Genomic DNA, 26,026 nt, shown 5'->3' with positions numbered 1-26,026 from the left:
CCCATGACGGACACCCCCCTCCCGCCACAGCGCCGCAGCCGGTTGCAGAAGTTCCGCGACAGCGACCTGTGGTGGAGCTTCTGGCATCACCCTTCCGCGGTGATCGCGGCGGGCCTGCTCCTCCTGCTCATCGCGGCGGCCTTCCTCGCGCCGTGGATCACGCCCCAGAACCCCTATGATCTTGCCGCGCTGGAGCTGTGGAACGCGGAACTGCCGCCGATCTGGCAGGAGGGCGGCCAGTGGCCCTATATCCTCGGCACCGACCTTCAGGGGCGGGACATGCTCTCCGCCATCCTCTACGGCTCCCGTGCCTCCATCGTGATCGGCGCGGCCTCCGTCGCCGTTTCGCTGGCGGTCGGGGCAACGCTCGGGCTGATCGCGGGATATTACGGCAAATGGGCGGATACGGTGCTGATGCGGGTGGGGGATGTGCTTCTCTCCATGCCCACGATGCTGATCGCCATCCTTGTCTCCGCCGTCGCACGTCAGATGCTGCCGCCCGGCTGGCGGGAGGCGGGCGCCTCCGGGGTCATCGTGCTCGCCATCTCCCTTTCCGCCTGGGTGCAATATGCCCGCACGGTGCGCGCCCAGACCATGGTGGAGCGCGGCAAGGAATATGTGCAGGCCGCGCGGCTGATCCGCGTGCCGCCACGGCGCATCCTGCTGCGCCACATCCTGCCCAATACCACGACACCGCTTCTGGTCGCCGCCACGCTGAACTTCGGCCTCGGCATCCTGATCGAGGCGACGCTGTCCTTCCTCGGCGTCGGCATGCCGCCGGAGCAACCGTCTCTCGGCACGCTGATCCGCATCGGCAACCAGTATCTCTTCTCCGGCCTGTGGTGGATCGTGCTCTTCCCGGCCCTGCAACTGTGCCTGCTCGTCGTCTCCATCAATGTTCTGGGCGACTGGCTGCGCGATGCTCTCAACCCGAAACTGCGGTGACTGACATGACCTCTCTCCTCATCCGTAACGCGCGCCCCATGGGGGCCGCGCCGGCCGACATCCTGATCCGCGATGGCCGCATCGCCGCCATCGGCCCCGACCTTCAGGCGGAGGGCGTGGCCGAGGAACAGGCCGGCGGTCGCATCGCCATTCCCGGTCTTGTCGATACGCACACCCATGTGGACAAGGGCCTCATCGGCTATCCGTGGTATGTCAACGACGTCGGCCCCCGGCTCATCGACAAGATCGACAACGAACGCCGGGTGAAGCGGGAACTGGGGCTGGATCCGCATGTCCAGTCCATGCGTCACGTGCTGCAATGTCTGGGCTACGGCACGACGCTGGTGCGGACCCATGTCGATATCGACACCGATCAGGGCCTCGCCGCGCTGGAAGGCGTGGTGGAGACGCGCCACGCGCTCGCCGGGCAGGTGGAGATCGAGATCGTGGCCTTCCCGCAGTCGGGCCTGCTGCGCCGGCCCGGCACGGTGGAGCTGATCGACGCCGCGATGTCGGCGGGCGCCGATCTGGTCGGCGGGCTCGACCCCTGCGGCATGGACAGGGATCCGAAGGGTCATCTGGATGCGATCTTCGCCATCGCCGAGAAACACGGCAAGGGCATCGACATCCACCTGCACGAAGGCGGAGAGATGGGCGCCTTTTCCATGGACCTGATCTTCGAGCGGATCCGGGCGCATGACATGCGGGGCAAGGTCGCCGTCAGCCACGCCTTCTGTCTCGGCATGCCGGACTGGAACGCCAGCCAGGCGCTGATCGACCAATGCGCCGAACTGGACGTGCCGATCCTGACCACCGCGCCGCCCTCGCGCGAGGTGCCCGCGCTGAAGCGGCTTCATGCGGCGGGCGTGCGGTTCGGCGCGGGCGTGGACGGGTTCCGCGACACCTGGGGGCCCTATGGCAACGGCGACATGCTCGAACGCGCGATGCTGCTCGGGATGAGGAACAACCTGCGCCGCGACGATGAGGTTGCCATGGCGCTGGACGTCTGCACCACCGGGGGCGCCCGGGCGATGGACCGGGCGGATCACGCGCTCGTCCCCGGCGGGCGGGGGGATGTGGTGCTGGCGGAGGGCGAGAGCCTCGCCGATGCAGTGGTGAGCCATGCGCCGCGCGCGCTTGTCGTCACCGCCGGGCGGGTCGTGGCCCGGAACGGCGCCAGTCTCACGGTTGCGCCGTGATCGCGGCCCCGGAACACGCGCCCCACGCCACCCGGACGGCAGAGGCGGGCTGGTCCGCCCTGCCCCTAGGTGCGCGCCCTCCGGGACGATGGGCGCTCGCCGCCCGCTGGATCGTGGCCGACCTGCCCGAGGGGCGGCGGCTCGTCGAGAACGGGGAAGTGGTGATCGAGAACGACCGTGTTCTCTGGGTCGGTCAGCGGTTCCCGGGCGAGGTCTCCTGCCGCTACGACATGGGAGAGGCGCTGGTCGGCCCCGGTTTCGTCGATCTGGACGCGCTCTCCGATCTCGACACGACGATCCTCGGCATGGACAATCAGCCCGCCTGGCGCAAGGGCCGCGTCTGGCCTTCGGATTACGCCGTGCGGGCGCGGGAGATGTATTCTCCCGATGAACTGGCCTTCCAGAAACGCTATGCCTTCGCGCAGCTCCTGCTGAACGGGATCACCTCCGCGCTTCCCATCGCGTCGCTCTTCTACCGCGCATGGGGGGAGACGGTGGCGGAGTTCGAGGCGGCGGCGGAGGCGGCGGGGGATCTCGGCCTTCGCGTCTGGCTCGGGCCGGCCTACCGCTCGGGTGGCGTCGTCCTCGACGCGGCGGGCCGGATGCAGCCGGTGTTCGATGAGGCGCGCGGGCTGGCCGGGCTGGCGGAGGCCGCCGCCTTCGCCGAGCGCGTTCACGGCAGCCACGGCGGCCTCGTTTCCGGCATGTTCGCGCCCGACCGGGTGGAGACCTGCACCGAACCTCTGCTGCGCGAGACCTTCGCCCGGGCGGAGGCGCTGGACATGCCTGTCCGCCTGCACATGGCGCAGGGCGCGATGGAGCTGGAAACGGTCCGCCGCCTGCATGGCATGACGGCGCCCGCCTGGCTGGAGCGGCTCGGTCTCCTCTCGCCGCGTCTCATCGCGCCCCATGCCACCGTGGCGACGGAGGACGACCTTGCGCGCTATGCCGCGAACGGGGTGACGGTCGCGCATTGCCCGCTGGTCTCCGGGCGGCACGGCTCCGTCCTGCGCTCCTTCTCCGCGCTGAAGGCACAGGGGGTGCGGGTCGGCATGGGCACCGATACCGCCCCGCCCGACATGGTGCTGAACATGGCCGTGGGCCTGATCGCCAACCGCGTGGCCGAGGGCCGGGGCGACGCCGGTTCCGCCGCCGAGTTCTACGACGCCGCGACGCTTGCGGGCGCGGATGCCCTGCGGCGCCCCGATCTCGGTCGTCTCGCGCCGGGGGCCAAGGCCGATATCGCCGTGTTCGACATGGCGGATGCCCTGATCGCCCCGCGGATAGACCCGGTACAGACCCTGATCGTCGGGGCCACCGGGCGCGTGACCCGTGCCACGATCGTGGATGGCCGCATCGCCATGCGCGGGGGAGAGGTGGCCGGGCTGGACCTCGCCCATGCCCGGAGGCAGTCGCAGGAGCAGTTCGACCGTCTCGTCGCGCAATATCCCGAGCGGACATGGCAGCACCCGCCCGTCGCAGAGATCTTCCCGCCCAGCTACCCGCTTGCCGATCCGCGGAGTGCCACGCCGCAGCTGGGCCGCCCCGCAACCTCCCCTGACGCTCCGGCCGCCCCGCCGGCACAGGGGCCCGGAACATCCTTTCGTCCCGACATCCCCACGGAGCAGCCATGACAGCCGCCGCCCTGCAGGTCACCGGCCTTACCGTCGAGTTCCCCACCCGCCGGGGCACGCTCACCGCGCTGTCCGACGTCACGCTCGACATCCAGCCGGGCGAAATCCTCGGCGTGGTGGGTGAGTCGGGGGCAGGCAAATCCATGACGGGCATGGCGGTTCTGGGCCTGCTGGAGCCGCCGGGCCGTGTCACGTCGGGCGAGATCCGCATCGACGGCCAGCGCACCGACCGGCTGTCGGAAGCGGAGATGGCCAAGGTGCGCGGCCGCATCGTGGGCGCGATCTTTCAGGACCCGCTCACCTCGCTGAACCCGCTTTTCAGCGTGGGACGACAGCTGGAGGAGACGATCCGCCTGCATTCGGACCTTGACCGGAAGGGCGCCCGTGCCCGCGCCGTGGCGCTGCTGAAGCAGGTGGGCATCCCCGGCGCCGAGGAACGGCTGGATCACTATCCGCACCAGTTCTCGGGCGGCATGCGGCAGCGGGTCGTCATCGCGCTGGCGCTGGCAGGGGAGCCGCGGCTCGTGATCGCGGATGAGCCGACGACCGCGCTCGACGTCTCCATCCAGGCGCAGATCACCGCGCTCCTGCGCAGGCTCTGCAAGGAAAAGGGCGCGGGCGTCATGCTCGTCACCCACGACATGGGCGTGATCGCGGAGACGGCGGACAGGGTCGCGGTCATGTATGCGGGCCGCGTGGTGGAGATCGGCACAGTGGCGGAGGTTCTGACCCGGCCCCGCCACCCCTACACCCGTGGCCTGATGGGGTCGATCCCGGCCCTCGGCGCGCGGGTGGAACGGCTTCAGCAGATCGACGGCGCCATGCCGCGCCTGAACGCCATCCCGCAGGGCTGCGCGTTCAACCCGCGCTGCCCCGACGCCGGGCCGCGCTGCCGGAGGGAGCGCCCGCCGCTGATACAGGCGGAACGGGCGGCGCAGGTGCAGCCGGCGGAAACGCGCCGCTTCGACCCGGCTAACCCGATCCCGGCCGAACGCCCCCCAAGGGATGGCAGCGGCGGAGAGACACGCCCAGGCCTCGCCGCCTGCTGGCTCATGACGGGAGATGTGGCATGAGAAGCCTCGACAATGCCGTGGAAGTGGACCAGCTCACCCGCGTGTTCGACGTCTCCGCGCCCTGGCTGAACCGCGTTCTGGAGCGCAAGCCCCGCCGCTGGCTCCGCGCGGTGCAGGAGGTGAGCTTCACCGTGCCGAAGGGCCGCTGCCTCGCGCTCGTGGGGGAGTCCGGCTGCGGCAAGTCCACCGTGGCCCGGCTCGTCACCGGCCTGTACCGGCCCAGCGAAGGCGCGATCGTCTTTGCCCCTGCACGGGACGGACGGCCCATGGAAGCGCAGATGATCTTTCAGGATCCGCATGCGAGCCTCAATCCCCGCTGGCGGGTCGGCGACATCATCGCCGAACCGATCCGCGAATTCCGCCTGCGCGCGACGGAGGCGGAGACGGCGGCCCGCGTGGCCGACCTGCTCCGCACCGTGGGTCTTTCGCCGGACGACGCGCGCCGCTTTCCGCATGAGTTCTCGGGCGGTCAGCGGCAGCGGATCTCCATCGCGCGCGCGCTTGCCTCGGAGCCGGAATTCCTCGTCTGCGACGAGCCCACCTCCGCCCTCGACGTAAGCGTTCAGGCCCAGATCCTGAACCTCATGCGGCGCCTGCAGGACGAGCTGGGCCTGACTTACCTGTTCATCAGCCACGACCTCTCCGTCGTGCGGCACATGGCCGACCGGATCGCGGTGATGTATCTGGGCCGCATCGTGGAGGAGGCCGCGACGGAGGATCTGTTCCGCGACCCGCAGCACCCCTACACGCGCCTGCTGCTCCGCACGATCCCCGATGTCCGCAACCCCGACCGGGACCGCGCGCTGATGGGAGGGGAGCCGCCCTCGCCGCTCGATCCGCCGCAGGGCTGTCCGTTCCATCCCCGCTGTGCCGCGGCACGGGACATCTGCGCCACCGATCTTCCCCCTGTCGGCCCCCGTGCGGGCGGCGGCCGCCTGGCCTGTCACTTCCCGGGCGAAGGCTGAGCCCGGCGATGGCTGCCCCTCAGGCTGCCCCTCAGGCTCCCGTCAGGCCGCGCGCCAGGGCAGGACGCCGCCCGGCAATCGCGCCCAGCAGGCGTCCAGCATCAGCGCGAGCAGCAGAACCAGCGCGACCGACAGCACCGCCACCGCGGCGGCGCCTGTCGAATTGCCCTCATACTGGAGCGAGAACACCATGACGCCCAGCGTCTCGTTCCCGCTCGACCACAACAGGGCGGAGAGGGTGAGTTCGTTCAGCGCGGTCATCATCACCAGCATTCCCCCCGCCGCCGCCGCAGGCAGCAGGAGCGGCGCCGTGATCCGCGTCATGCGGGCGACCACGCCCCCACCCGCGATCCGCGCCGCCTCGTCCAGCGCAGGCTCCACCGCTTCCGCCGCCGCCACGACAGGGCGCAGCACCAGCGGCAGGAAACGCGCAAGATAGGCGATGAGCAGCAGCGCCCATGTCCCGTAAAGCGAACCGATCAACGGCAGCGGTTTCAGGAAGGTCAGGATCATCGCCAGCGCCACCACCGTGCCCGGCACCACCCAGGGCGCATCCACCAGCCAGTCCAGCACCCGGACGACCGGGTCGCGCAGCGTGACCTTCAGGAAGGCGAAGGGGATCGCCACCGCCGCCACGATCACCGCAGCACTGCCCGACAGAAGAACCGAATTGGCAAAGGCGCGCCGCACGGCCGGATTGGCCAGCGTCTCGGTGAAGTTGGCGAGTGTCGCAGTCTCCGGCCCGAAAGGCACACCGAGCGCGGGCGAGAGCGCGGTGGCCAGCAGCGCCAGCATCGGCAGCACCGCGATGGTCCCGAGCAGCAGCCACAGCCCCGCCGACAGCAGATGCGCCAGGGCCGGCGGCAGGGCAAAGGGTGCCATGACCGCCCCGCGGGCAAGCGGCACCGTCAGCCGCCGGAGCACCAGCGCCCGCAGCGCCAGAGCCGCCAGCGCGATGACGACAAGGATCAGCGCCAGCACCGCCACCTGCCCCGCCACGCCCGGCCCGAAGCCGTTCAGCCGCTGGTAGATGAGCGTCGTGAGCACCGGAAACCGGCCCGGTATGCCGAGCAGCGCCGGAACGCCGAAATTGCCGATAGCGGCGGCGAATGCCAGAACCCCCGCCGCCAGAACGCTCGGCAGCAGCGGCGGCAGCACGATCCGCGCGATCACCCGGCCCCTGCCGGCACCCGCGATGCGCGCGGCCTCCACCAGATCCTGCGGCAGTTGAGCCAGCGCCGCGCGGACGGCGATGAAGACGAGCGGCATGTGCTCGATCCCCATGACGAGCGCGATACCCCCGCCCGAATAGAGCGGGTTCGGCGTTCCCGGCGCGGGCGCGAGCCCCAGCGGGCCGAGGATGGGCGACCCGCTTCCCACCAGACCGATCCATGCGAGCGCCGTCGTCTGCGACGGCACGATGAGCGGTGAAAGCGCGAGAAAGCTCATCGCCACCCGGCCCCTGAGCGCGAACAGCCCCGTCGCCAGCGCGAGCGCAACGCCGAGCACGACCGAGATCACCACCGAGGCGGCGGAGACGCCGAGCGTGTTCATCACCGCCGGGAGCGTCGCCCGCGCCGTCAGCACATCCCGCATCAGGCCGAGCGGCGCGCCGTCCCGCCCCGGCGCCAGCGCCTCAACGAAAAGCCGCATCAGCGGCCAGAGCGACAGCACCCCGACATAAAGGGCCACGCAGAGCACGATGGCGTGGCGCGCGAGCAGCTCCGTGGCCGGCGCGCGCAGTGTCTCAACCGCCATAGATCGCCGCGAATTCTTCCTTGTTGGCCTGATCCTCCGCCCGCATCTTGGCCGGGTCTGCCTCAAGGATGGTGAGCCGGTCGGCGGAGGGATAGCCCTCCGGCGCGGCAAGGCCGGACAGCACCGGGAAATAGCCCTGCGCCACCGACTGCTCCTGCGCCTTGCGGGACAACTGCCAGTCCACGAATGTCTTGGCCGCCGCGACGGCATCGCTATCCTTCAGGATGGCGACAGGCTGGGAGATGACGGAGACGCCGTCCTCCGGCCAGACGAAATCCACGGGCGAGCCCTTCTTCTTCGCGTTCATCGCCATGTATTCGACGATGACACCATAGGCCTTCTCGCCCCGCGCCACGGCCTCGATCACCGTGCCGTTGCCCTGCCCGGCGACAGCGCCTTCCTTGGCCAGCGTCTCATACCAGTCCCAGCCGAAGGCGGGTTGCGCCACCATGGTGCCGACGTGGATGGCCGCCGCCCCGGAATAGAGCGGGCTCGGCATGATGAGGCTTTTCGCCACCTCCGGCTGCGCCAGATCGGCCCAGCTTTTCGGCGGGGTCTGCACCAGCGTGGTGTTGTAGACGATGCCCGTGGTGATGAGCTTCGTGCCGAAATAGGTCATGTCCGGGTCAACGAGCGCGGGAGGCACGTCCTTCACGGGCGCATCGGTATAGGCCAGCAGGCGGCCGTCCTCCTTCAACTGCGACATGGCGACCGCATCAGCGATGAGCAGCACATCGGCGGGAGAGGAACCGGCGGCGAATTCTGCGGCGAGCTTCGCCATCAGTTCCGTCGTGCCGGAGCGGAAGATCTCCACTGTGATCTCGGGATGGTCGGCGTTGAACGCGGCCACGACCTGGGCCATCTGGTCCTGCGGCTGGGAGGTATAGACGGTGATCGTCGTCTGCGCCGCCGCCACAGTCGGAAGGACGAGCGCGCAGGCGAAGGCAAGGGGACGAAGGGCGGTCATCGGGTTCTCTTTCTACGGAAGACTGCCGCGGGCCATAAGCCCGTCAGGCGGACGGTTTCATGACAGTTTCGTGCAATTCCAGTGACAATCCGCGCCCCTCCGCCATTCCACCACCTCGGCATTGCCGGGCCGGTCGAAGGGCCGGTCGGAAAGCATCGCGTGGATCTCCCGCGCCGTGCCGGAATGCGCGACGATGAGCACCGGGAACGGCCCCGCAATTTCCGCCAGAGCTGCCCGGATACGGGCGCGGAATGCCTCGGGCCCCTCGCCCCCCGGCGGGGTCGCCTCGCGGATCAGGAGAGCGCGGTCCTGCCCCTCCCAAGCCCCCCAGTTGCGCTCCTGCAATCCCGCCAGCGGGACAAGCGGTGCGCCGGTCACTTCCGCGACCACCCGCGCGGTATCGGCGGCGCGGCGCAGGGGGGAATGCCAGATGGAAGCGATGGGCCGCCCGGCCAGCCTGTCCGCCGCCGCGCGGGCCTGCGCCATGCCGTCTTCCGTCAACGGATCATCCGTCGAACCACCGATGACCTTCCGCCGGTTGCTCTCCGTCTGTCCGTGCCGGAGGAACAGAAAGGGCTGGCGGAGCAGCGGGAGGGCGGAAGCCGGTTCGATACAGGTCTCTGTCATGATCGTCATGCTCTTTCTCGCGCCATCATGCGCTGTTCAGCGGCGCTGCTGGCCAGTAGGTATGATCCGCGGGCCCGGGCAGATGTTCCGAAGCTCCTCGGCTGTTGCAAGGACAGCCCTGTTACACCGCTTCGCGGGCAGCGTCTCGGGCCGGGTTCCGCTGGCTCTGGCGTCATCCGGCGGATTGGGTGCCCTTCACGCCAGCGGCGCGGTTCGCCTCCGGCCCGCACCGCGACATGTCGCATTGCCCCTTTTGTCAACACGCGCACCCGCCGGGTTCGATGCAGCTTCCTGCCCTCCCCGCCCTTCAGCTGCACGGCCTGTTCCGAAGCGACCGGCAGCCCGGGAAAACCCCGCCACGGCTCATGCGCCGACCTCTGCGCCCGCCCACTCCACCTGCCCTCCGGTGAACATCGGTCGCCCGAGCGCGACGGCCAGCGCCTGCGCCCGATCGGAGGTGCAGAAGGCGGGGATGGCGATGCGAGGAGCCACCGCCGCCATGAGCGCGCGAAGGCCCGTCAGCGTCGGATGAACGTTCCAGCGGCGGAAGTGCGCCCGCCCCTCGGCGACCTGTCGGGCGGCAGGCGTGCCCTCTGCCACATGGCCGGTGTAGATCACCCGCGCCGTGTTCTCCGCCACGAACCGGGGCGCGAGCTGTTGCGTGACCCCGCGCTCCGCATTGGGGCCTGCGCCGATCATCACGCCCCGCGCAGGGCTGTCGGGCGTGAGCACAGCCGCCTCCCGCAGAAGGCGACCGACCCGGGCCTGACCGCCGGGCGTCAGCCAGCCCGCCGACTGGCCAAGGAGCCGCTCCCCCACCTCGCGATGCGCGGCGCAGATGGCAACGGGGAGGCCGCTCTCCAGAAAGGCGAGCGCCATCTCCAGCCCCCGCCCGCCCGCAGGCGCGGGGAAGAGAACCGGACCTGTCTCCGCCAGGACGAGCAAGTCCCGCCGCTGGTCCACCAGCGGTTCATCCGCCGCGCCATAGGAGGCGTCGAACAGCAGCACCTCCGCAGGCGGCGGCAGGGTACAGGCGAAAAGCGGGCTCTCCTCCGACATGTCGCCGGTATAGACGAGCCCCGATCTGCCGCCAAACCGCTGCCACACCGCGCCCGGCGCATGGCCGGAGGGGCCGGTCTCCACGCCGAGGCCGGCAATCCGCGAAGGCATGTCCTGCGCGCCCGCCACGACCGGATCGCGGGCCAGCGCGCGGGTGGGGGCGGTCGTGTAGAGCGACGGCCGACCGAGATGCGGCAAAAGCCCCACCCCGCCGGTATGATCGACATGGCCGTGGCTGAAGATCACCGCATCCACGCGGCCGACCCCGGTCACATCGGGCAGCGCCTCACCATCCGGCCCCCTGCCCAGATCGAGCAGCACGCGGCCCGCCGCCGTCTCCAGAAGGAAACAGGCCGGACCCTTCACGCCGATCCCCGACAGCGCCGTGAGCCTCATGCTCTCCCTCATGCCCCGGGTCATACACCAAGCCCTTCCAGCACGGCGGAGACCTCCACCCCCTCGCGCGGCAGCACCCAGCCCCCGTCGATCCGCAGCTCCACCACCGCGCCGAGGGCAACCGGGCGGGGAAGGAGGACGTCTATCGTGCCGCCATCCTCTGCGCCGACGATCTCGCCCGTGGCGCGCCAGTCGCCGCCGCGAAAGGCGGTGTCATGCACGATCATGCGGATATCGCCCCCGCGGTCCACCGCCGTCACGTCACGGCTGCGCAGGCATAGCCAGCCCGGTCCGCGGTCTGCCGCACCGGGAACGGAGAGGCGGCGCCCGGCCAGCGCCACCTCGCAGCGCCCGGCAGCCGCGCCGGTCACCGCCACCGGCACCGTCCGGCCCTTGCCGACGAAACGGGCGACCATCGGAGTGGCGGGACGGAAGCACAGCGCCTCCGGGCTGCCGGTCTGGGCGATGCGGCCCCGGTCCATGACCGCAACCTGCGTGGCCACCGCCATCGCCTCGTCCTGATCGTGGGTGACGAAGACGAATGTGGTGCGGGAGGCGGCATGGATGCGCCGGAACTCCGCCAGCATCGTCTCCCGCAGATGCGCGTCCAGATTGGCGAGCGGCTCGTCCAGCAGGATCAGCCCCGGCCGCATGGCGAGCGACCGGGCAAGCGCCACCCGCTGCCGCTGCCCGCCTGACAGCTCATGCGGACGTCGCGCGTCAAAGCCCTGAAGCCCCACCATCTCCAGCGCTTCTCCGATCCGCCGCCGCTCCTCCGCCCGCCCAAGCCGCTGCAGCCGGAGACCGAAGCCGATGTTGCCTGCGACCGTCATATGCGGCCAGAGCGCGTAGGACTGGAACACCATGCCAAGGCCGCGCGCCTCCGGCGGCACAAAGCCCCCCGTCCCCGCCACCGCATGGCCGCCCAGCCGGATTTCCCCCGCATCGGGCCGTTCAAGCCCCGCGATCAGCCGCAGCAGGGTGGTCTTGCCGCAGCCCGAAGGCCCGAGCAGGGCAAAGAACGCGCCCTCAGGCACGTGAAGCGAAACGTCATCCACCGCGGGAGAGGCGCCGAAGCTGCGGGTGACGGCGCGAAGATCAATCGTTGTCATACGGTCTCCTGTCAGCGCCGGCACATATAACACCGGCATGACAGCTCTGTGACAGGGCGCGATCTACGTGCCGGCCAGCAGCGCCCTCACCCGCCGGTTCAGCTGCTCCATGTCGAAGGGCTTGGTCAGGATCTGCATCCCCCGCTCCAGATCGCCGTGATGCAGCACGGCCTGCTCCGCATAGCCGGTGATGAAAAGGATGCGGAGATCCGGCCGCACCCTCCGCGCCGCATCGGCCACCTGCCGCCCGTTCATGCCGCCCGGCAGGCCGACATCCGTCACCAGCAGGTCGATGGGCCGGTCGGAGCCAAGGATCTGCATGGCCTTCGCACCATTGGCAGCCTCCAACACGATATACCCTTCATCCTCCAGCCGCTCCGTCGTCATCATGCGGATGAGCGGCTCGTCATCGACGACGAGGATCGTGCCTGTGGCCGGTCCTGCCCCGGCCTCTGCCGCGACCGGTGTCCCCGTGTCCACCACCTGCCCGGGCGCCATGTCGCGGCGAGGCAGATAGACGGTGATGGTGGTTCCCCGGCCCGGCGCGGTCTCCAGACCCAGACCCCCGCCGGACTGCCCCGCGAAACCATAGACCATGGAAAGGCCGAGCCCCGTTCCCTGCCCCATCGGCTTTGTGGTGTAGAAGGGTTCGAAAGCGTGGGCGGCGATCTCCTCCGTCATGCCCGTCCCGGTGTCGGAGACGCTGAGCGCCACGTAATCGCCGGGTTTCAGCCCATGGCGGCGCGCGTCCTGCGCGCCCAACCGCGCATTTGCGGTGCGGATGACGAGGCTCCCGCCATGGGGCATGGCATCCCGCGCATTGACACAGAGGTTGAGCAGCGCGCTTTCCAGCTGTCCCGGATCGGCAAAGGTCGTCCAGAGCGCCCCTGCGCGCTCCATCTTCACGGTGACCTGCGGCCCCACGCTTCGCCCGATGAGGTCGAGCATCCCTTCCGCCAGCAGGTTCACGTCGAGCGGGCTGGGGTCGAGGGTCTGGCGGCGGGAATAGGCAAGCAGGCGCTGGGTCAGCGCCGTCGCCCGCCGCGTCGCCGTCAGCGCGCCGGAGACATAACGCTCCAGATCGTCGAGCCGCCCCTGCGCCAGCCGCTGGGACAGCATCTCGAGACTGCCGCCGATCCCCGCGAGCAGGTTGTTGAAGTCATGCGCGATGCCGCCGGTGAGTTGGCCCACCGCCTCCATCTTCTGGCTGTGGCGGAGTGTTTCCTCCAGCGCCATGAGCTCGGAGGTCCGCTCCTCCACCCGTTGCTCCAGAGTGGCGTTGAGCCGCGCCAGCGCCGCCTCCGCGAGTCGCTGCTCGGTGATGTCGTGAAAGAACACCGCCACCTGGCCACGGCTCCGCGGCTCCAGCCGCAGCGCCGTCAGCTCCAGATAGCGCCCCGTCGCGACGAGTTCCTGCTGGAACCTGATCGGCTCGCCCGTCCGCAGAACCGCGCCGTAGCGTTCGACCCAGGCATCCGCTTCATCCCCCACCATCTCGCGCAGCTTCCGGCCCACGACATTTGGAATCCCGGCATGGCGGGCATAGGCGGCATTGGCGCGGATATGGACATAGTCGCTGTCCGGCCCGTGCGGCCCGTCGAAGAACTGGATGATGCAGAACCCCTCGTCGATGGAATCGAACAGCCATTCGTAGAAGGCCTCGCTCTCGTTCCGCAGTTTCTGCGCCAGCACCCTGTCGGTGACATCGGCCCCCTCGACAAAGATGCCGGTCACCCGCTCCTCGGCGTCGCGGAGCGGCTGATAGACGAAATCGAGATAGCGTGTCTCTCGCGGCCCGCCGGGCACGACCTGCATCTCATAGCGTGCGGCATCGGCGCGATAGGGCGTGCCGGTGCGGTACACCTCATCCAGAATGTCCAGAAAGCCCTGTGCCGCCGTTTCGGGCAACCCTTCCGCGACGGTCAGGCCGAGTACCTCGCGCCCGCCGATCAGCTTCTGATAGCTGGGATTGGTCAGTTCGAAGCGATGGTCCGGCCCGGACAGGAGCGCCATGAACGTGGGCGCCTGCTCGAACATCCGGGCAAGCACGGGGTTGAGGGTGGATCTGGTCATTCTCTCACATGTCGGGAAGGCATCGCCCCCCGGATGGAGAGGCCGATGCGACTCATCGCATGGTACCGCAGGGAAAGCGATGAGGACGTGACGGCGCCGGTTTGCCTCATCCCGGGCACGCTGTCGTCCCCCCTTCCCCCGCCAGTACATGTCGCAGCGATGCGTGCGGACAAGGGAGCATCAGCGCCAGATATCGGCGTCCACGCCCTTCGCGATCTCCGGGTGTTCACCGAGATGGAACCGGGGTTCCTCGCCCTTGCGCCGCTGAGAGAAGTAATGCCGCGTGAGCGTCACTACCGTCCCCGACAAGGCAACGATCGCGACAAGGTTGATCGTCGCCATGAGCCCCATGGAGGCATCCGCAAGGTTGAACACCGTCGCCACCGCCTGCACTGCCCCCCAGACCACCATGGCCAGCACGAGCACACGCAGGGCCATGAACCCTGCCCGGTTGCCAAGCCCCAGAAACGTCATCGCCATTTCCGAATAGGCGTAATTGCCGATGATGGAGGTGAAAGCGAAGAAGAAGATCGCTATGGCGATGAAATGCGGGCCGAACCAGCCCACCTGCTCCGCCATCGCCGCCTGCGTCAGTTGCGTGCCCGTCAACTCTCCGCCCGGCACATAGGCGGCCGACAACAGGATCATCACCGCCGTGCAGGTGCAGACCACGATCGTGTCCACAAAGACGCCGAGCGACTGCACGAACCCCTGGCTGGACGGGTGGTGCGGCACCGGTGTCGCCGCCGCGGCGATGTTGGGGGCGGATCCCATCCCCGCCTCGTTGGAGAACAGGCCCCGCCGCACCCCGTTCATGAGCGCCGCCGTCATGGAGCCCGCCACCCCGCCCGCCATCTCGCCATAGCCGAAGGCATTCCGCACGATATGGCCCAACATCGACGGCACCGCGCCCGCGTTCATCGCCAGAACGAACAGCGCCATCAGCAGGTACAGCCCGGCCATCACCGGCACCACGTATTCGGCAACCTTGGCGATCTGCCGGATACCGCCGAAGATCACGATGGCGGTAAGCACCGCCAGTCCGATCCCGGTGCCCATCTTCGGCACGCCGAAGGCCCCCACCATGGCGTCGGCCACCGAATTGGCCTGAACCGCGTTGAACACCAGCCCGAAGGACAGGATGAGGCAGACGGAGAACACCGCCCCCAGCCACGGCAGCCCCAGCCCCCGCGCGATGTAGAAGGCAGGTCCCCCGCGATAGACGCCGTTCCTGACGCCGGGGCGCTCATGCACCTTGTAAAGCTGCGCCAGCGTCGATTCCGCATAGGCCGTCGCCATACCGACAAAGGCCACGACCCACATCCAGAAGATCGCTCCCGGCCCGCCGAGATTCAGCGCCACCGCGACCCCCGCGATATTCCCCGTCCCCACGCGGGAGGCGAGCGAGGTGCAGAGCGCGGCGAAGGGGGAGATGCCCTCCCTGTCGGTCGCAGGCGCGGCGGTGATGACGCGGAACATCTCGCCGAAGTGGGACACCTGCTGGAACCGCAGACGGATGGAGAAGAAAAGGCCCACCGCCAGCAATCCATAGACCAGCACATATTGCCAGAAGATCGTGTTCAGAAAGTCGATGACGCTATCGAGCATGGCGATATTCCCCTGTCAGCGTGGCCTGATGTCGGCCTGCCGGATCATCCCCGGCGCGATGTGATCTACCCCCCCGCCCCGCGCGGTCTCGCTCCGCTGCCCCTGCGGCTCTGTCCGCGCATCGCGATGCGCGGCCTGTCGCGGGAGGCGGTTGACCGCCCGCCAGCGATGCATCCGCTCCAGACGGAAAGGCGGACCGGCAGCGGCCCGCAGGCACGGCTCCCCTCGGGCTCCGGACCGTGCGATCCACGTCCGGCCGACAGGCCGCCCGCCCCGACGCAGTAGCGGTCATGGTTGCAAAGTCCGGCCAATATCTCCCCCCTCCGGTCCGCGCCTTCGACATCTGGCTGACGATCACGGCTTTTTCGGACCGCTTACCCTTGGAAATCTATCCGCCTCGGGACGCTTTTCACCTGCTGAGCGGATATTTAGCAGCCTGCTGAGAAAGTCCTGAAATGTCATGCCTATGTGCGGAAACCTGAAAATCGGCCCAGAAACGCCCGGAAGTATATGGATTTCCGGCTGGATTTCGTCAGATTGCGAAGGATTTCCGCTCCAACACAGGCCAAAAAGCCTTTTTCAGCAGCCTGTTGGTCGCGTGTCATCGGTTTCCGCCGCCCTTCCCCGGGGCCAGCGGAATGCCGCGGCGGTCTTGAACGGCTTGTCCCGCGCCCCGCGAAGCGCCATTGCTGCTGTCAGGGATGCCGGAAGGACGGGACAGATGATCGGAACCTCGGATGCCGCGCGCGAACTCGCGACACTTTCCTCCGCCCGTGACGGGGTGCCGGTCATTCCGGTCGAGGAACGCCTCGCGCGGATCGAGAAAGCCCGCCGCCTCATGCGCGACGGCGGCGCGGGGGCGCTCATCGTCGGGGCCGGGGCGAGCCTTGCCTATTTCACCGGGATTCGCTGGACGATGATCGAGCGGCTCGTGGCGATGGTCCTCGTCGGAGACCGGCCGCCCGTCATCCTCTGCCCCGCCTTCGAGGAAGGCTCCCTCGCCGCCGAAATCGCCATCCCCGCCGCGACCCGGTTGTGGCAGGAGGAGGAAAGCCCCGCGGCGCTGATCGCCGCCCTGCTGTCCGAGGGCGGGGTGGAGCGCGTGGCCATCGACCCCGCCCTGCCCTTCGGCATGGCGGACGCCATCGCCCGCGCCGCGCCTTCCGCCGATATGCTCTCCGCAGCGCCCGTGATCGACGGGTGCCGGATGCACAAGTCCCCCACCGAAATCGCCATCCTCCGCGCCGCCATGCAGATGACGCTCGAAGTCCACCGCCGCACGGCGCGCATCCTGCGTCCCGGTCTCCGGGCGAGCGAGGTGCGGGCCTTCATCGAGGCTGCCCACCGCGCGATCGGCAGCGACGGAACCACCTTCGCCGCCGTGCAGTTCGGCGCCTCCACCGCCTATCCGCACGGTCTGCCGCAAGATGACGTGCTGGCCGAGGGCGACATGGTGCTGGTCGATACCGGCTGCCTGCTGGAAGGCTATCACTCCGACCTCACCCGCAGCTATGTCTTCGGGACGGCGGGCGCGGAACAGCGCCGCTACTGGGAGATCGAGCAGGAAGCGCAGCTGGCCGTCCATGCCGCCGCCGCGCCGGGTGTGCCCTGCGGTGCGCTGGACGATGCCGCCCGGACCGTGCTGGAGCGGCACGGCCTCGGCCCGGACTACCGTCTCCCCGGCCTGCCGCACCGGGCGGGCCACGGCATCGGCATGACCATCCACGAGGCGCCCTATCTGGTGCGGGGAAACCGGACGCCGCTCGCGCCGGGCATGTGTCTGTCGGACGAACCGATGATCGTGGTGCCCGGTCGCTTCGGCATCCGACTGGAGGATCACTTCCACATCACCGAAACGGGCGCGGAGTGGTTCACCGAACCCGCGCCCTCGCTCGACCGGCCCTTCGGCTGACAGCGGTCCGAACCGGCAGGAGCGCAGCGGCCCCGTGTCCTCCCCGGCCTTTCGGGCGGCCTCGGCCCCCCGGAAACGCTGCTAGCCGTCGGCCGCAACCTTCGCCGCCACGCTCTCCCCCGCCGCGCGCACGGTCTCCGCGATGCGGAGGAGCTGCGGCCCCAGCGGGTTGGTCCGGCGCCACACCATGCCGATCCGCCGTTTCGGCCGCGGGGCGCTCAGGCGCGTGACGGAGACGGCGGCTGAGCGGCTTTCCACCTCCACCGCCATCTGTGGAATGAGCGTGACGCCGATCCCCGCCGCCACCATCTGCACCAGCGTGGACAGGGAACTGCCCTCCATCAATTCGTTGGGCCCCTTGCCCGCCAGACCGCAGAAGGCCAGCGCCTGATCGCGGAAACAGTGCCCTTCCTCCAGCAGCAGAAGTCGCATCTCGCGCAGCATCTCCGGGTTCGGCGCGGGACGGCCAGCCTCCTCCGGGTGGCGGACCAGCACGAATTCCTCCTCGAACAGCTCGTATTCCTCCAGCGACGGCTCCGAAACGGGCAGCGCCACGATGGCCGTGTCCAGCCGCCCCTCCGCCAGTTCCTCGATGAGCTTCTGGGTCACCGCCTCCCGCGGGCGAAGGTCGAGATCGGGGAAACACCCCGCGAGCCGCTTGATGACGCCGGGCAGCAGATAGGGGGCTGCGGTGGGAATCACCCCGATCCTGAGCCGTCCCGCAAAGGGGCTGGTCGCCGCGCGGGCCAGATCGTCCAGCTCATCCACCGCGCGTACGATGTCCCGCGCGCGCTCCGCGAAAGCCCGGCCCAGCAGGGTCAGCCGGATTTGCCGCCCGCCCCGTTCTATGAGCGGCGCGCCCAGCATCTCCTCCAGTTCCTTCATCTGCAACGACAGGGCGGGCTGCGAAATGGCGCAGGCCTCCGCCGCGCGCCCGAAATGCCCGTGCCGGGCCAGCGCATCGAAATAGCGGAGGTGTCGGATCGTAATGCCTATCATCAGTTCTACTTATCGCGCCAATTTGAAAATGCAAATTTCCATTATCGACAACCTCCCCTATAGTGCCGCCGGTAATCAGGAGGCCCCAACGGGCCGCCCGCCAGCGCAGACCAGCGCGCACAGCAAGCGGAGACGGAGCATGGACGGAAACGACATCAAGGGCGCGGGCAAATGCCCGGTGATGCACGGGGCGATCACGTCGGAGGGGGCCAGCGTCACCTCCTGGTGGCCCAACGCGCTGAAGCTGGAGATCCTCGCCCAGCATGACACCAAGACCGATCCGCTCGGTCGCGACTTCAACTACCGCGAGGCGCTGAAGACGCTGGACGTGGAGGCATTGAAGGCCGATGTCCGCGCCCTCATGACCGAAAGCCAGGACTGGTGGCCGGCGGACTGGGGCAGCTATGTCGGCATGTTCGCCCGGACGGCCTGGCACTCCGCCGGATCCTACCGCGCGACGGACGGTCGCGGCGGCGGCAGCCGGGGCAACCAGCGCTTCGCTCCGCTGAACTCCTGGCCGGACAACGTCAACACCGACAAGGGCCGCCGCCTGCTCTTCCCGATCAAGCAGAAATACGGCAATGCGGTCAGCTGGGCCGACCTCATCATGCTCGCCGGCACCATCGCCTATGAGGTGGCCGGCCTGAAGACCTACGGCTTCGCCTTCGGCCGCGAGGACATCTGGGCACCAGAGATCGACACCTACTGGGGCGCGGAAAAGGAATGGCTCGCCGCCTCCGACAACCGCTATGGCGATGTCGAGAGCGCGGACACGCTGGAAAACCCGCTCGCCGCCGTGCAGATGGGCCTGATCTACGTCAACCCCGAGGGCGTGAACGGCAAGCCCGATCCCCTGCGGACCGCCGCCATGATGCGCGAGACCTTCGGCCGCATGGGCATGGATGACGAGGAGACCGTGGCGCTGACCGCGGGCGGCCACACCATCGGCAAGACCCACGGCAACGGCGACGCCGCCCTGCTCTCCGCCGACCCGGAAGCGGCGGATGTGGAGTATCAGGGCCTTGGCTGGTTCAACACCAAGACGCGCGGCATCGGCCGCGACACGGTGGTCTCCGGTCTCGAAGGTGCGTGGACGACGAACCCGACCAAGTGGGACAACGGCTTCTTCGAGATGCTGTTCAACCATGAATGGACGCTGACCCGCAGCCCCGCCGGCGCCCAGCAGTGGGAACCGATCACCATTGCCGAGGCCGACAAACCCGTGGATGTGGAGGATCCCTCGATCCGTCACAACCCGATGATGACGGATGCCGACATGGCGCTGAAGGTGGACCCGGTCTATCGCGAGATCTCGCTGCGCTTCATGAACGATTTCGCCGCGTTCTCCGATGCCTTCGCCCGTGCCTGGTTCAAGCTTCTGCACCGCGACATGGGGCCGAAGGTCCGCTACTTCGGGCCGGACGCGCCGCAGGAAGACCTGATCTGGCAGGATCCGGTGCCGCAGGGCGCGACCGGCTACGATATCGCCGCGGTGAAGGCGAAGATCGAGGCGTCGGGCCTGTCCACTTCCGATCTGGTGACCACCGCTTGGGACAGCGCGCGCACCTTCCGCCAGTCGGACCGCCGCGGCGGTGCGAACGGCGCGCGGATCCGGCTTGCCCCGCAGAAGGACTGGGCGGGCAACGAGCCGGAGCGTCTGGCGCGTGTGCTCGCCGTTCTTGAGCCGATCGCGGCGGAAGCGGGTGCAAGCCTTGCGGATGTGATCGTGCTCGCCGGGAATGTCGGGGTGGAGCGGGCAGCCAAGGCCGCGGGCTTCGACGTCGCGGTGCCCTTTGCCCCCGGCCGCGGCGACGCGACGGCGGAGATGACGGATGCCGCGTCCTTCGACGTGCTGGAGCCGATCCATGACGGTTTCCGCAACTGGGTGAAGCGGGACTACGTCGTTCCGGCCGAGGAGCTGCTGCTCGACCGGACACAACTCATGGGGCTGACCGCGCCGGAGATGACGGTGCTCATCGGCGGGATGCGGGTGATCGGCACGAACCACGGCGGCGCGAAGCACGGCGTGTTCACCGATCGCGAAGGCGCGCTGACGACCGATTTCTTCGTCAACCTGACGGACATGCGCAACACCTGGGCGCCGACCGGCGAGGGGCTCTACTCCATCCGCGACCGCAAGACCGGGGCCCAGAAATGGACGGCGACGCGTGTTGACCTCGTCTTCGGGTCCAACTCCATCCTGCGCGCCTATGCGGAGCTTTACGCCCAGAACGATGCGAAGGAGACCTTCGTGAAGGACTTCGTCGCCGCCTGGACCAAGGTGATGAACGCCGACCGCTTCGACCTCGTCTGAAGCACAGGAAACGGAACGAAACGGCCCGGCGGGAGAACCGCCGGGCCGTTTCACATCCGGCACTCCGATGGAACAGGAGCGCCTGCCCCCGCGTTCGACCTCACATGACCGAGTGCAGGAGGATCCCCATGGCCGGCCAGACGCCTCAGGACAAGACATCCACGGGCCAGAAACCCGAAGACAAGCCCCCCGTCCCCCATGAGCAGCGGAAGGATCAACCGCTCAAGGAGATCGCCGACGAGCAGGACAATCCCGACCGCAAGGGCGGCCCCGCCCCCGCGCCGGGTGCCAGGGAGTAGGTCAGAGAGAGCGGGCATCGGCTCCCACCGCGGCCCATGCTGCGCTCCGGCTTGCCGAAGAGAGTGCGCCGCCAAGCGTGAAGGGTCATTCACAGGTCTTGAAAAGGCTTGGGTCTCCGAAATCATGCAAAACGTTAAAAATTCCACCGCAAATCTCCTCACCCCGAGCCAATTCCAAGCAGATCTCCGAGCTCGTCACTCGGTATCTTCAGCAAGAAGCCGCGAGGTGGCCATTGCCATTTCCGACGTCAAACCAGCAGCCTAAAAACGATGGGAATGCTTTGGCTACATGGTTCCGACCAAGTGCCACCAGCCTGACAGGCTGCTGAAAAGGCTTTTTGGCCTGCGTTGGAGCGGAAATCGTTCGCCATCTGACGAAAGCCAGCCGGAATCTATGTACTTCCGGGCGTCTCCGGGCCGGTTTTCCGATTTCCGGCACATAGGCATGACAGGACGTTTCCAGCAGCCTGCTAATCGTTCACCAAACCTTTTCAGCCAGTGCATAAATCCAGTCTGATGGTGATGGGACCGACGTAAAAGCCGATATTTGCAGCGGACGGCAAATCCGTCCTGTTCCACAAAGCCCGTCCGGCAGCGTCAGTCGAAGGCCACCCTGCGGCCAAGCCGCGTCGCGCTCCCGCTGCAAGGCAGCAGGACAGCGGGGAGCGCTGAGCCCTCTTGGCTCGCTGCCCCGAGGCCCGCCAAATGGCGGTGCAGACAGGTCGCCCGCCCCCCGAAAACCAGCCCCCGAAACCCGTCCTCTGAAAACCGGCCGGGAAACGCCTTCGCCCCCCGGCCGCAGAAAGCCGGCGGCGGCGTTACGACTTGGGAGCCGCGTGGATGGGATCGACCCAATAGACGCTCTCCGGCGGCTCCACGGGATCGACGTCGTTTATGTTGACCACGACCGCCTCGTTGTCGGAGCGCACCAGCACGCATTGCAGCACCTGTTCCGGGTCGGCATTGATCTCCTGATGCGGCACAAAGGGCGGAACATAGATGAAGTCCCCCGGCCCGGCTTCCGCCACGAATTCCAGCCGCTCGCCCCAGCGGAGCCGCGCCCGTCCGCTTACCACATAGATCACGCTTTCCAACGGGCCGTGATGGTGCACGCCGGTCTTGGCATCCGGCTCGATCGCCACGGTTCCCGCCCAGATCTTCTGCGCGCCGACACGGGCATGGTTGATCGCGGCCTGCCGGAACATGCCGGGCGTCTGCGCGGTGTTCGGGTCGAGCTGGTCGCCGCGGATCACCCGGACCCCGTCATGTTTCCAGCGCGGCGTATCGCCTGAATGGTCGTGCCCATGGTCATGCGCGTGTCCGTGGGAGTGGTCGTCGGAATGGTCGTGCGGCATTTCTGGTCTCCTTCTTGGCCAAGAGGCTAGCGCCGCGCCCGCCGCACCGGAAGAGCCAATCTCACCCCTCGTCCTTCCCGGCGAGATCGGCGAGGATCGGGCATTCCGGGCGCGCATCCCCGTGGCAGCAGTCCACCAGCGTCCGCAGCGTGTCGCGCATGGCGGCGAGTTCGTCGATCTTGCGCTCGATCTCGCCCAGATGCTCCTCTGCGATGCGCCGCACATCGGCGGAGGCGCGCCCCCTGTCGGAATAGAGCGCCAGCAGCGCCCGGCATTCCGCGATGGAAAAGCCGAGCGAACGCGCCCGCCCGAGAAAGCCCAGCCGGTGCACGTCCTGCCCGGAATAGCTGCGGTAGCCATTGTCCCGCCGCGCCGGAGTGACGAGGCCGATATCCTCGTAATACCGGATGGTCTTGGCGGGCATGTCCAGCGCCTCCGCCACTTCCCCTATGTTCATCGCCCGCTCCTCATTCCGCAGGAACGGCGCGCGCCGCCGTCCCCTCCGCCATGACCGGCCGCACGAAGCGCAGCCGGAGCGCGTTCGTAAGCACGAACACCGAGGACAGCGCCATCGCCCCCGCCGCCAGCATCGGCGACAGCATCATGCTGTTCACCGGATAGAGCACGCCCGCCGCCACCGGGATCAGCAGCGCGTTATAGCCGAAGGCCCAGAACAGGTTCTGCCGGATGTTGCGCATCGTCCGGCGGGAAATGTCGAGCGCATTGACCACCCCCCGCAGGCTGCCCGACATCAGCACCACGTCGGCGCTCTCGATCGCGACATCGGTGCCGGTGCCGATCGCCAGCCCGACATCCGCCTGCGCCAGCGCCGGGGCGTCATTGATACCGTCGCCGACAAAGGCCACCGGGCCGAACCGGGTGCGGAGCGCGGCTATCGCCTCCACCTTGCCTGCGGGCAGCACCTCGGCCACCACCTCGTCGATCCCCGTCTCCCGCGCGATGGCGGCGGCGGTGGCGCGGTTGTCCCCGGTGATCATGGCGACTTTCAGGCCCATGTCGTGCAGGGCTGCGATGGCGGCGGGCGTGTCGGGTTTCAGCGGGTCCGACACGGCGATCACCGCCGCCGCCCTGCCGTCCACGGCCATGTAGAGCGGTGTGCGCCCGCGCGCGCCAAGTGCCGCCCCCCGCTCCGCCAGATCGCCAAGCGCCACGCCCTCCCGCACCATCAGTCGGTCGGCGCCGATCAGCACCCGGTGCCCGTCCACGCGGGCGGAAAGGCCGTAGCCGGTGAGGGACTGGAATTCCTCCGCCTCCGGCAGCGGCCCGGTTCCGAACGCTCGCCGGATCGCTTCCGCCACGGGATGTTCCGAATTGGCCTCCGCCGCCGCGGCTAGGCGCAGCACCTCCGCCCGGTCGAAACCGTCGGCGGGGATCAGGTCCGTCAGCTCGGGCCGCCCCGCCGTCAGGGTGCCGGTCTTGTCGAGCGCGACGACCTTCACCTCCTGCAGCTTCTGCAGCGCGTCGCCCTTGCGGAAGAGCACGCCCATTTCCGCCGCACGGCCGGACCCCACCATGATGGAGGTCGGCGTCGCCAGCCCCATCGCGCAGGGGCAGGCGATGATGAGCACCGAAACCCCGGCCACAAGCGCATGGGCAAGGTCCGGCCCCCAGATCAGCCACACCGCCACGGTCAGCAGCGCAACCGCGATCACCGCCGGCACGAAGCGCAGCGTCACCTTGTCCACTAGCCCCTGAATGGGCAGCTTTGCCCCCTGCGCCTGTTCCACCAGCCGGATGATCTGGGCCAGCATCGTCCCCGCCCCGACCCGCGTCGCCCGGAAGCGCAGGGTGCCCGTGCGGTTCACCGTGCCTGCGACGACCTCCCCGCCCTCCCCCTTCTCCACCGGGACAGGTTCGCCGGTAATCATGCTCTCATCGACGAAGGTGGAGCCGGAGATCACCGTGCCATCCACCGCAATGCGCTCCCCCGGGCGGACGGAGACGATATCGCCCGCCGCGATGCGGTCGATGGGCAGTTCGACCGTTTCGCCGTCCCGCTCCACCCGCGCCGTGCGGGGCTGCAGGCCGACCAGCCGGCGGATGGCCTCGCCCGTGCGCCCCTTGGCCCGCGCCTCCATCCAGCGCCCGACAAGGATCAGCGTCACGATCACCGCCGCTGCCTCGAAATAGACCGCGCGGGCAGAGGCGGGCAGCCAGCCGGGCGCGATCAGAACGAATGTCGAATAAATCCACGCCGCCGAAGCGCCGAGCGCCACGAGGCTGTTCATGTCCGGCGCGCCCTTCGCCAGCGCCCGGAACCCCTGCGTGAAGAAGCGCCGCCCCGGACCCGCCAGAACAAGCGTGGTCAGCACGAACTGGATGACCCAGCTCACCCGCATGCCCAGCGTGTTCATCACCCACATATGCACGGGCGGTATCAGGTGGCTGCCCATTTCGAGGACAAAGACCGGCAGCGTCAGCGCCGCCGCCAGCAGCACGCGCCGCCTGAGGGCTGCCGCCTCCTCCGCCTTGCGATCCACGCCCTCCGCCATTGCCGCGCCCTTGACCGTCGCCGGATAGCCCGCCGCGGCCGCCGCCGCCGCGATTTCCCCGCGGCTGACGGCACCCTCCAGAAAATCGACGGTCGCGGTTTCGGCGGCAAGGTTCACGCGCGCATCGGTCACGCCGGGAAGCGCCTTCAGCGCCTTCTCCACCCTGCCGACGCAGGACGCGCAGGACATCCCCTGAATGTCGAACACCGCTTCCGCGACCCGCGCCGGATATCCGGCCCCGGCCAGCGCCGCGATCAGCGGGGCGGGATCCGGGCGGGTCGTGCCTGTGCTGGCCCTGCCTGTGCGGGCTGGGGCAGTGCTTGCCGGGGGGGTGCTGGCCGGGGCGGCATAATCCACCGTCGCCGTTTCGGCGGCAAGGTTCGCGCGGGCATCGGACACGCCGGGCACCGCCTTCAGCGCCTTCTCCACCCGGCCGACGCAGGACGCGCAGGACATCCCCTCCACGCCAAGCGTGATAGACTGTTGCATGGTCATCTGCCCCTCCTTTGTTTGCGGGACAACGTGACAGATAAAGGTTCCAGAGACTGGAAGGTCAAGCCCCGCCGACAAATTGTCCTTCAGGCGATGCCCTGCGCCACCGCATACCCGGCAGCGCCTCCGGCGTGCGATGAAGGCTTGCCGCAACGTCCCCGCGCGGCATCTTCTCCCGGACGGGGATATCTGCACGGGGGGCCGGTCCATGTCACGCCAGAGCGCGGGCCTGCTTCTCTACCGCCGTCCCCCCGCCGGGATGGAGGTGCTGCTTGTCCATCCGGGCGGGCCATACTGGCGCCGCCGGGACGCGGGCGCATGGTCCATTCCAAAAGGGGAATACGGCCCGGAGGAAGCCCCCGAGGCCGCTGCCCGCCGGGAGATGAGGGAGGAAACCGGTCTCGTTGTCGGTACGCCGCTCCTGCCCCTCGGCACGATCCGGCAGAAGGGCGGCAAGGAGGTCACCGCCTTCGCGACCGAGGGGGATTTCGACCCCGGAATGCTGATCAGCAACAGTTTCGAGATGGAATGGCCCCCGCGGAGCGGCCGCACCGCCTCTTTCCCGGAAGTCGATCAGGCCCGCTGGTTCTCCCTGGCGGAGGCCCGAACCCGCCTTCTGCCCGCGCAGGTTCCGTTTCTCCACCGTCTGGAACAGGCGCTGGACAGGTGAGCAGGTGAGCAGGTGAGCAGGTGAGCAGGTGAGCAGGTGAGCAGGTGAGCAGGTGA

General features: G+C 68.7%; 20 protein-coding genes. 9 read left to right on the top strand and 11 right to left on the bottom strand.

Features of this window, described 5'->3' with window-relative positions:
• The first annotated feature begins 3 nt into the window (after positions 1 to 3).
• The 5 genes from RT513_RS16535 to RT513_RS16515 are packed head-to-tail and all read left to right on the top strand — an operon-like array spanning position 4 to position 5,816.
• Positions 4 to 945 (top strand): ABC transporter permease, encoded by a 942-nt coding sequence (locus RT513_RS16535; RefSeq protein ID WP_290686313.1) that lies wholly within the window; start codon positions 4 to 6, stop codon positions 943 to 945.
• A gap of 5 nt (positions 946 to 950) precedes the next feature.
• Positions 951 to 2,144: an amidohydrolase family protein gene (locus tag RT513_RS16530; protein ID WP_290686310.1), complete on the top strand. Its 1,194-nt coding sequence runs from the start codon at positions 951 to 953 to the stop codon at positions 2,142 to 2,144.
• A complete protein-coding gene (locus RT513_RS16525; RefSeq protein WP_290686307.1) occupies positions 2,141 to 3,778 on the top strand; it encodes an amidohydrolase family protein in 1,638 nt (545 codons plus the stop codon). Before RT513_RS16530 ends, RT513_RS16525 begins: the two co-directional genes overlap by 4 nt.
• Entirely contained in the window at positions 3,775 to 4,851 is a 1,077-nt protein-coding gene (locus RT513_RS16520) for an ABC transporter ATP-binding protein (protein WP_290686304.1), read from the top strand. The genes RT513_RS16525 and RT513_RS16520 overlap by 4 nt, the downstream gene beginning before the upstream one ends.
• Entirely contained in the window at positions 4,848 to 5,816 is a 969-nt protein-coding gene (locus RT513_RS16515; RefSeq protein ID WP_088214510.1) for an ABC transporter ATP-binding protein, read from the top strand. The genes RT513_RS16520 and RT513_RS16515 overlap by 4 nt, the downstream gene beginning before the upstream one ends.
• Positions 5,817 to 5,858: 42 nt before the next feature.
• Here the strand turns inward: RT513_RS16515 and RT513_RS16510 are convergent, their stop codons facing one another.
• The 7 genes from RT513_RS16510 to RT513_RS16480 form a co-directional block, all read right to left on the bottom strand.
• Positions 5,859 to 7,574, bottom strand: a complete 1,716-nt coding sequence (locus RT513_RS16510) for an ABC transporter permease (protein WP_290686298.1) — start codon at positions 7,572 to 7,574, stop codon at positions 5,859 to 5,861.
• A complete protein-coding gene (locus RT513_RS16505) occupies positions 7,564 to 8,541 on the bottom strand; it encodes an ABC transporter substrate-binding protein (protein WP_290686246.1) in 978 nt (325 codons plus the stop codon). The genes RT513_RS16510 and RT513_RS16505 overlap by 11 nt, the downstream gene beginning before the upstream one ends.
• A 57-nt stretch (positions 8,542 to 8,598) precedes the next feature.
• Positions 8,599 to 9,177 carry a histidine phosphatase family protein gene (locus tag RT513_RS16500; protein ID WP_290686243.1) on the bottom strand — a complete coding sequence of 193 codons (579 nt, stop codon included), beginning with the start codon at positions 9,175 to 9,177 and terminating at the stop codon, positions 8,599 to 8,601.
• Positions 9,178 to 9,531: 354 nt separating this feature from the next.
• On the bottom strand, positions 9,532 to 10,623 hold the full coding sequence (locus RT513_RS16495) for an MBL fold metallo-hydrolase (RefSeq protein ID WP_290686240.1): 1,092 nt from the start codon (positions 10,621 to 10,623) through the stop codon (positions 9,532 to 9,534).
• Between the two features lie 20 nt (positions 10,624 to 10,643).
• Complete coding sequence (locus tag RT513_RS16490; RefSeq protein WP_290686230.1) at positions 10,644 to 11,735, bottom strand: ABC transporter ATP-binding protein; 1,092 nt, start codon at positions 11,733 to 11,735, stop codon at positions 10,644 to 10,646.
• Positions 11,736 to 11,798: 63 nt separating this feature from the next.
• Positions 11,799 to 13,808, bottom strand: coding sequence for a PAS domain-containing sensor histidine kinase (locus tag RT513_RS16485; RefSeq protein WP_290686227.1), 2,010 nt, complete (start codon positions 13,806 to 13,808; stop codon positions 11,799 to 11,801).
• 180 nt (positions 13,809 to 13,988) lie between these two features.
• On the bottom strand, positions 13,989 to 15,416 hold the full coding sequence (locus RT513_RS16480; protein ID WP_290686224.1) for an alanine/glycine:cation symporter family protein: 1,428 nt from the start codon (positions 15,414 to 15,416) through the stop codon (positions 13,989 to 13,991).
• Positions 15,417 to 16,137: 721 nt separating this feature from the next.
• On the opposite strand from RT513_RS16480, the gene RT513_RS16475 reads away from it, so the two are divergent.
• Positions 16,138 to 17,328, top strand: coding sequence for a M24 family metallopeptidase (locus RT513_RS16475; protein ID WP_290686221.1), 1,191 nt, complete (start codon positions 16,138 to 16,140; stop codon positions 17,326 to 17,328).
• An 81-nt stretch (positions 17,329 to 17,409) separates the two neighbouring features.
• Here the strand turns inward: RT513_RS16475 and RT513_RS16470 are convergent, their stop codons facing one another.
• Positions 17,410 to 18,327 (bottom strand): LysR substrate-binding domain-containing protein, encoded by a 918-nt coding sequence (locus RT513_RS16470; RefSeq protein WP_290686218.1) that lies wholly within the window; start codon positions 18,325 to 18,327, stop codon positions 17,410 to 17,412.
• A 139-nt stretch (positions 18,328 to 18,466) separates the two neighbouring features.
• On the opposite strand from RT513_RS16470, the gene katG reads away from it, so the two are divergent.
• Both katG and RT513_RS16460 read left to right on the top strand, forming a co-directional pair.
• Entirely contained in the window at positions 18,467 to 20,641 is a 2,175-nt protein-coding gene (gene katG / locus RT513_RS16465; protein WP_290686215.1) for a catalase/peroxidase HPI, read from the top strand.
• A 128-nt stretch (positions 20,642 to 20,769) separates the two neighbouring features.
• On the top strand, positions 20,770 to 20,940 hold the full coding sequence (locus RT513_RS16460) for a hypothetical protein (protein WP_179209123.1): 171 nt from the start codon (positions 20,770 to 20,772) through the stop codon (positions 20,938 to 20,940).
• Positions 20,941 to 21,758: 818 nt separating this feature from the next.
• Here RT513_RS16460 and RT513_RS16455 read toward each other — a convergent pair.
• The 3 genes from RT513_RS16455 to RT513_RS16445 all read right to left on the bottom strand — a co-directional run bounded on the left by RT513_RS16455 (position 21,759) and on the right by RT513_RS16445 (position 25,303).
• The gene (locus RT513_RS16455; RefSeq protein WP_290686210.1) at positions 21,759 to 22,295 is read right to left on the bottom strand and encodes a cupin domain-containing protein; all 537 of its coding nucleotides are present in this window, start codon (positions 22,293 to 22,295) and stop codon (positions 21,759 to 21,761) included.
• A 61-nt stretch (positions 22,296 to 22,356) separates the two neighbouring features.
• Positions 22,357 to 22,752: a Cu(I)-responsive transcriptional regulator gene (gene cueR, locus RT513_RS16450; protein ID WP_290686207.1), complete on the bottom strand. Its 396-nt coding sequence runs from the start codon at positions 22,750 to 22,752 to the stop codon at positions 22,357 to 22,359.
• Positions 22,753 to 22,762: 10 nt separating this feature from the next.
• Positions 22,763 to 25,303: a heavy metal translocating P-type ATPase gene (locus tag RT513_RS16445; protein ID WP_290686204.1), complete on the bottom strand. Its 2,541-nt coding sequence runs from the start codon at positions 25,301 to 25,303 to the stop codon at positions 22,763 to 22,765.
• A gap of 205 nt (positions 25,304 to 25,508) precedes the next feature.
• Here RT513_RS16445 and RT513_RS16440 point away from each other — a divergent pair, with 205 nt between their 5' ends.
• Positions 25,509 to 25,970, top strand: coding sequence for an NUDIX domain-containing protein (locus tag RT513_RS16440; RefSeq protein WP_290686195.1), 462 nt, complete (start codon positions 25,509 to 25,511; stop codon positions 25,968 to 25,970).
• Positions 25,971 to 26,026 lie beyond the last annotated feature (56 nt).

It is taken from the genome of Haematobacter sp. (assembly GCF_032102465.1).
Taxonomy (GTDB): Bacteria; Pseudomonadota; Alphaproteobacteria; order Rhodobacterales; family Rhodobacteraceae; genus Haematobacter.
The sequence above is the reverse complement of the archived record's forward strand: the minus strand, read 5'-3'. Positions and strand labels throughout refer to the sequence as shown.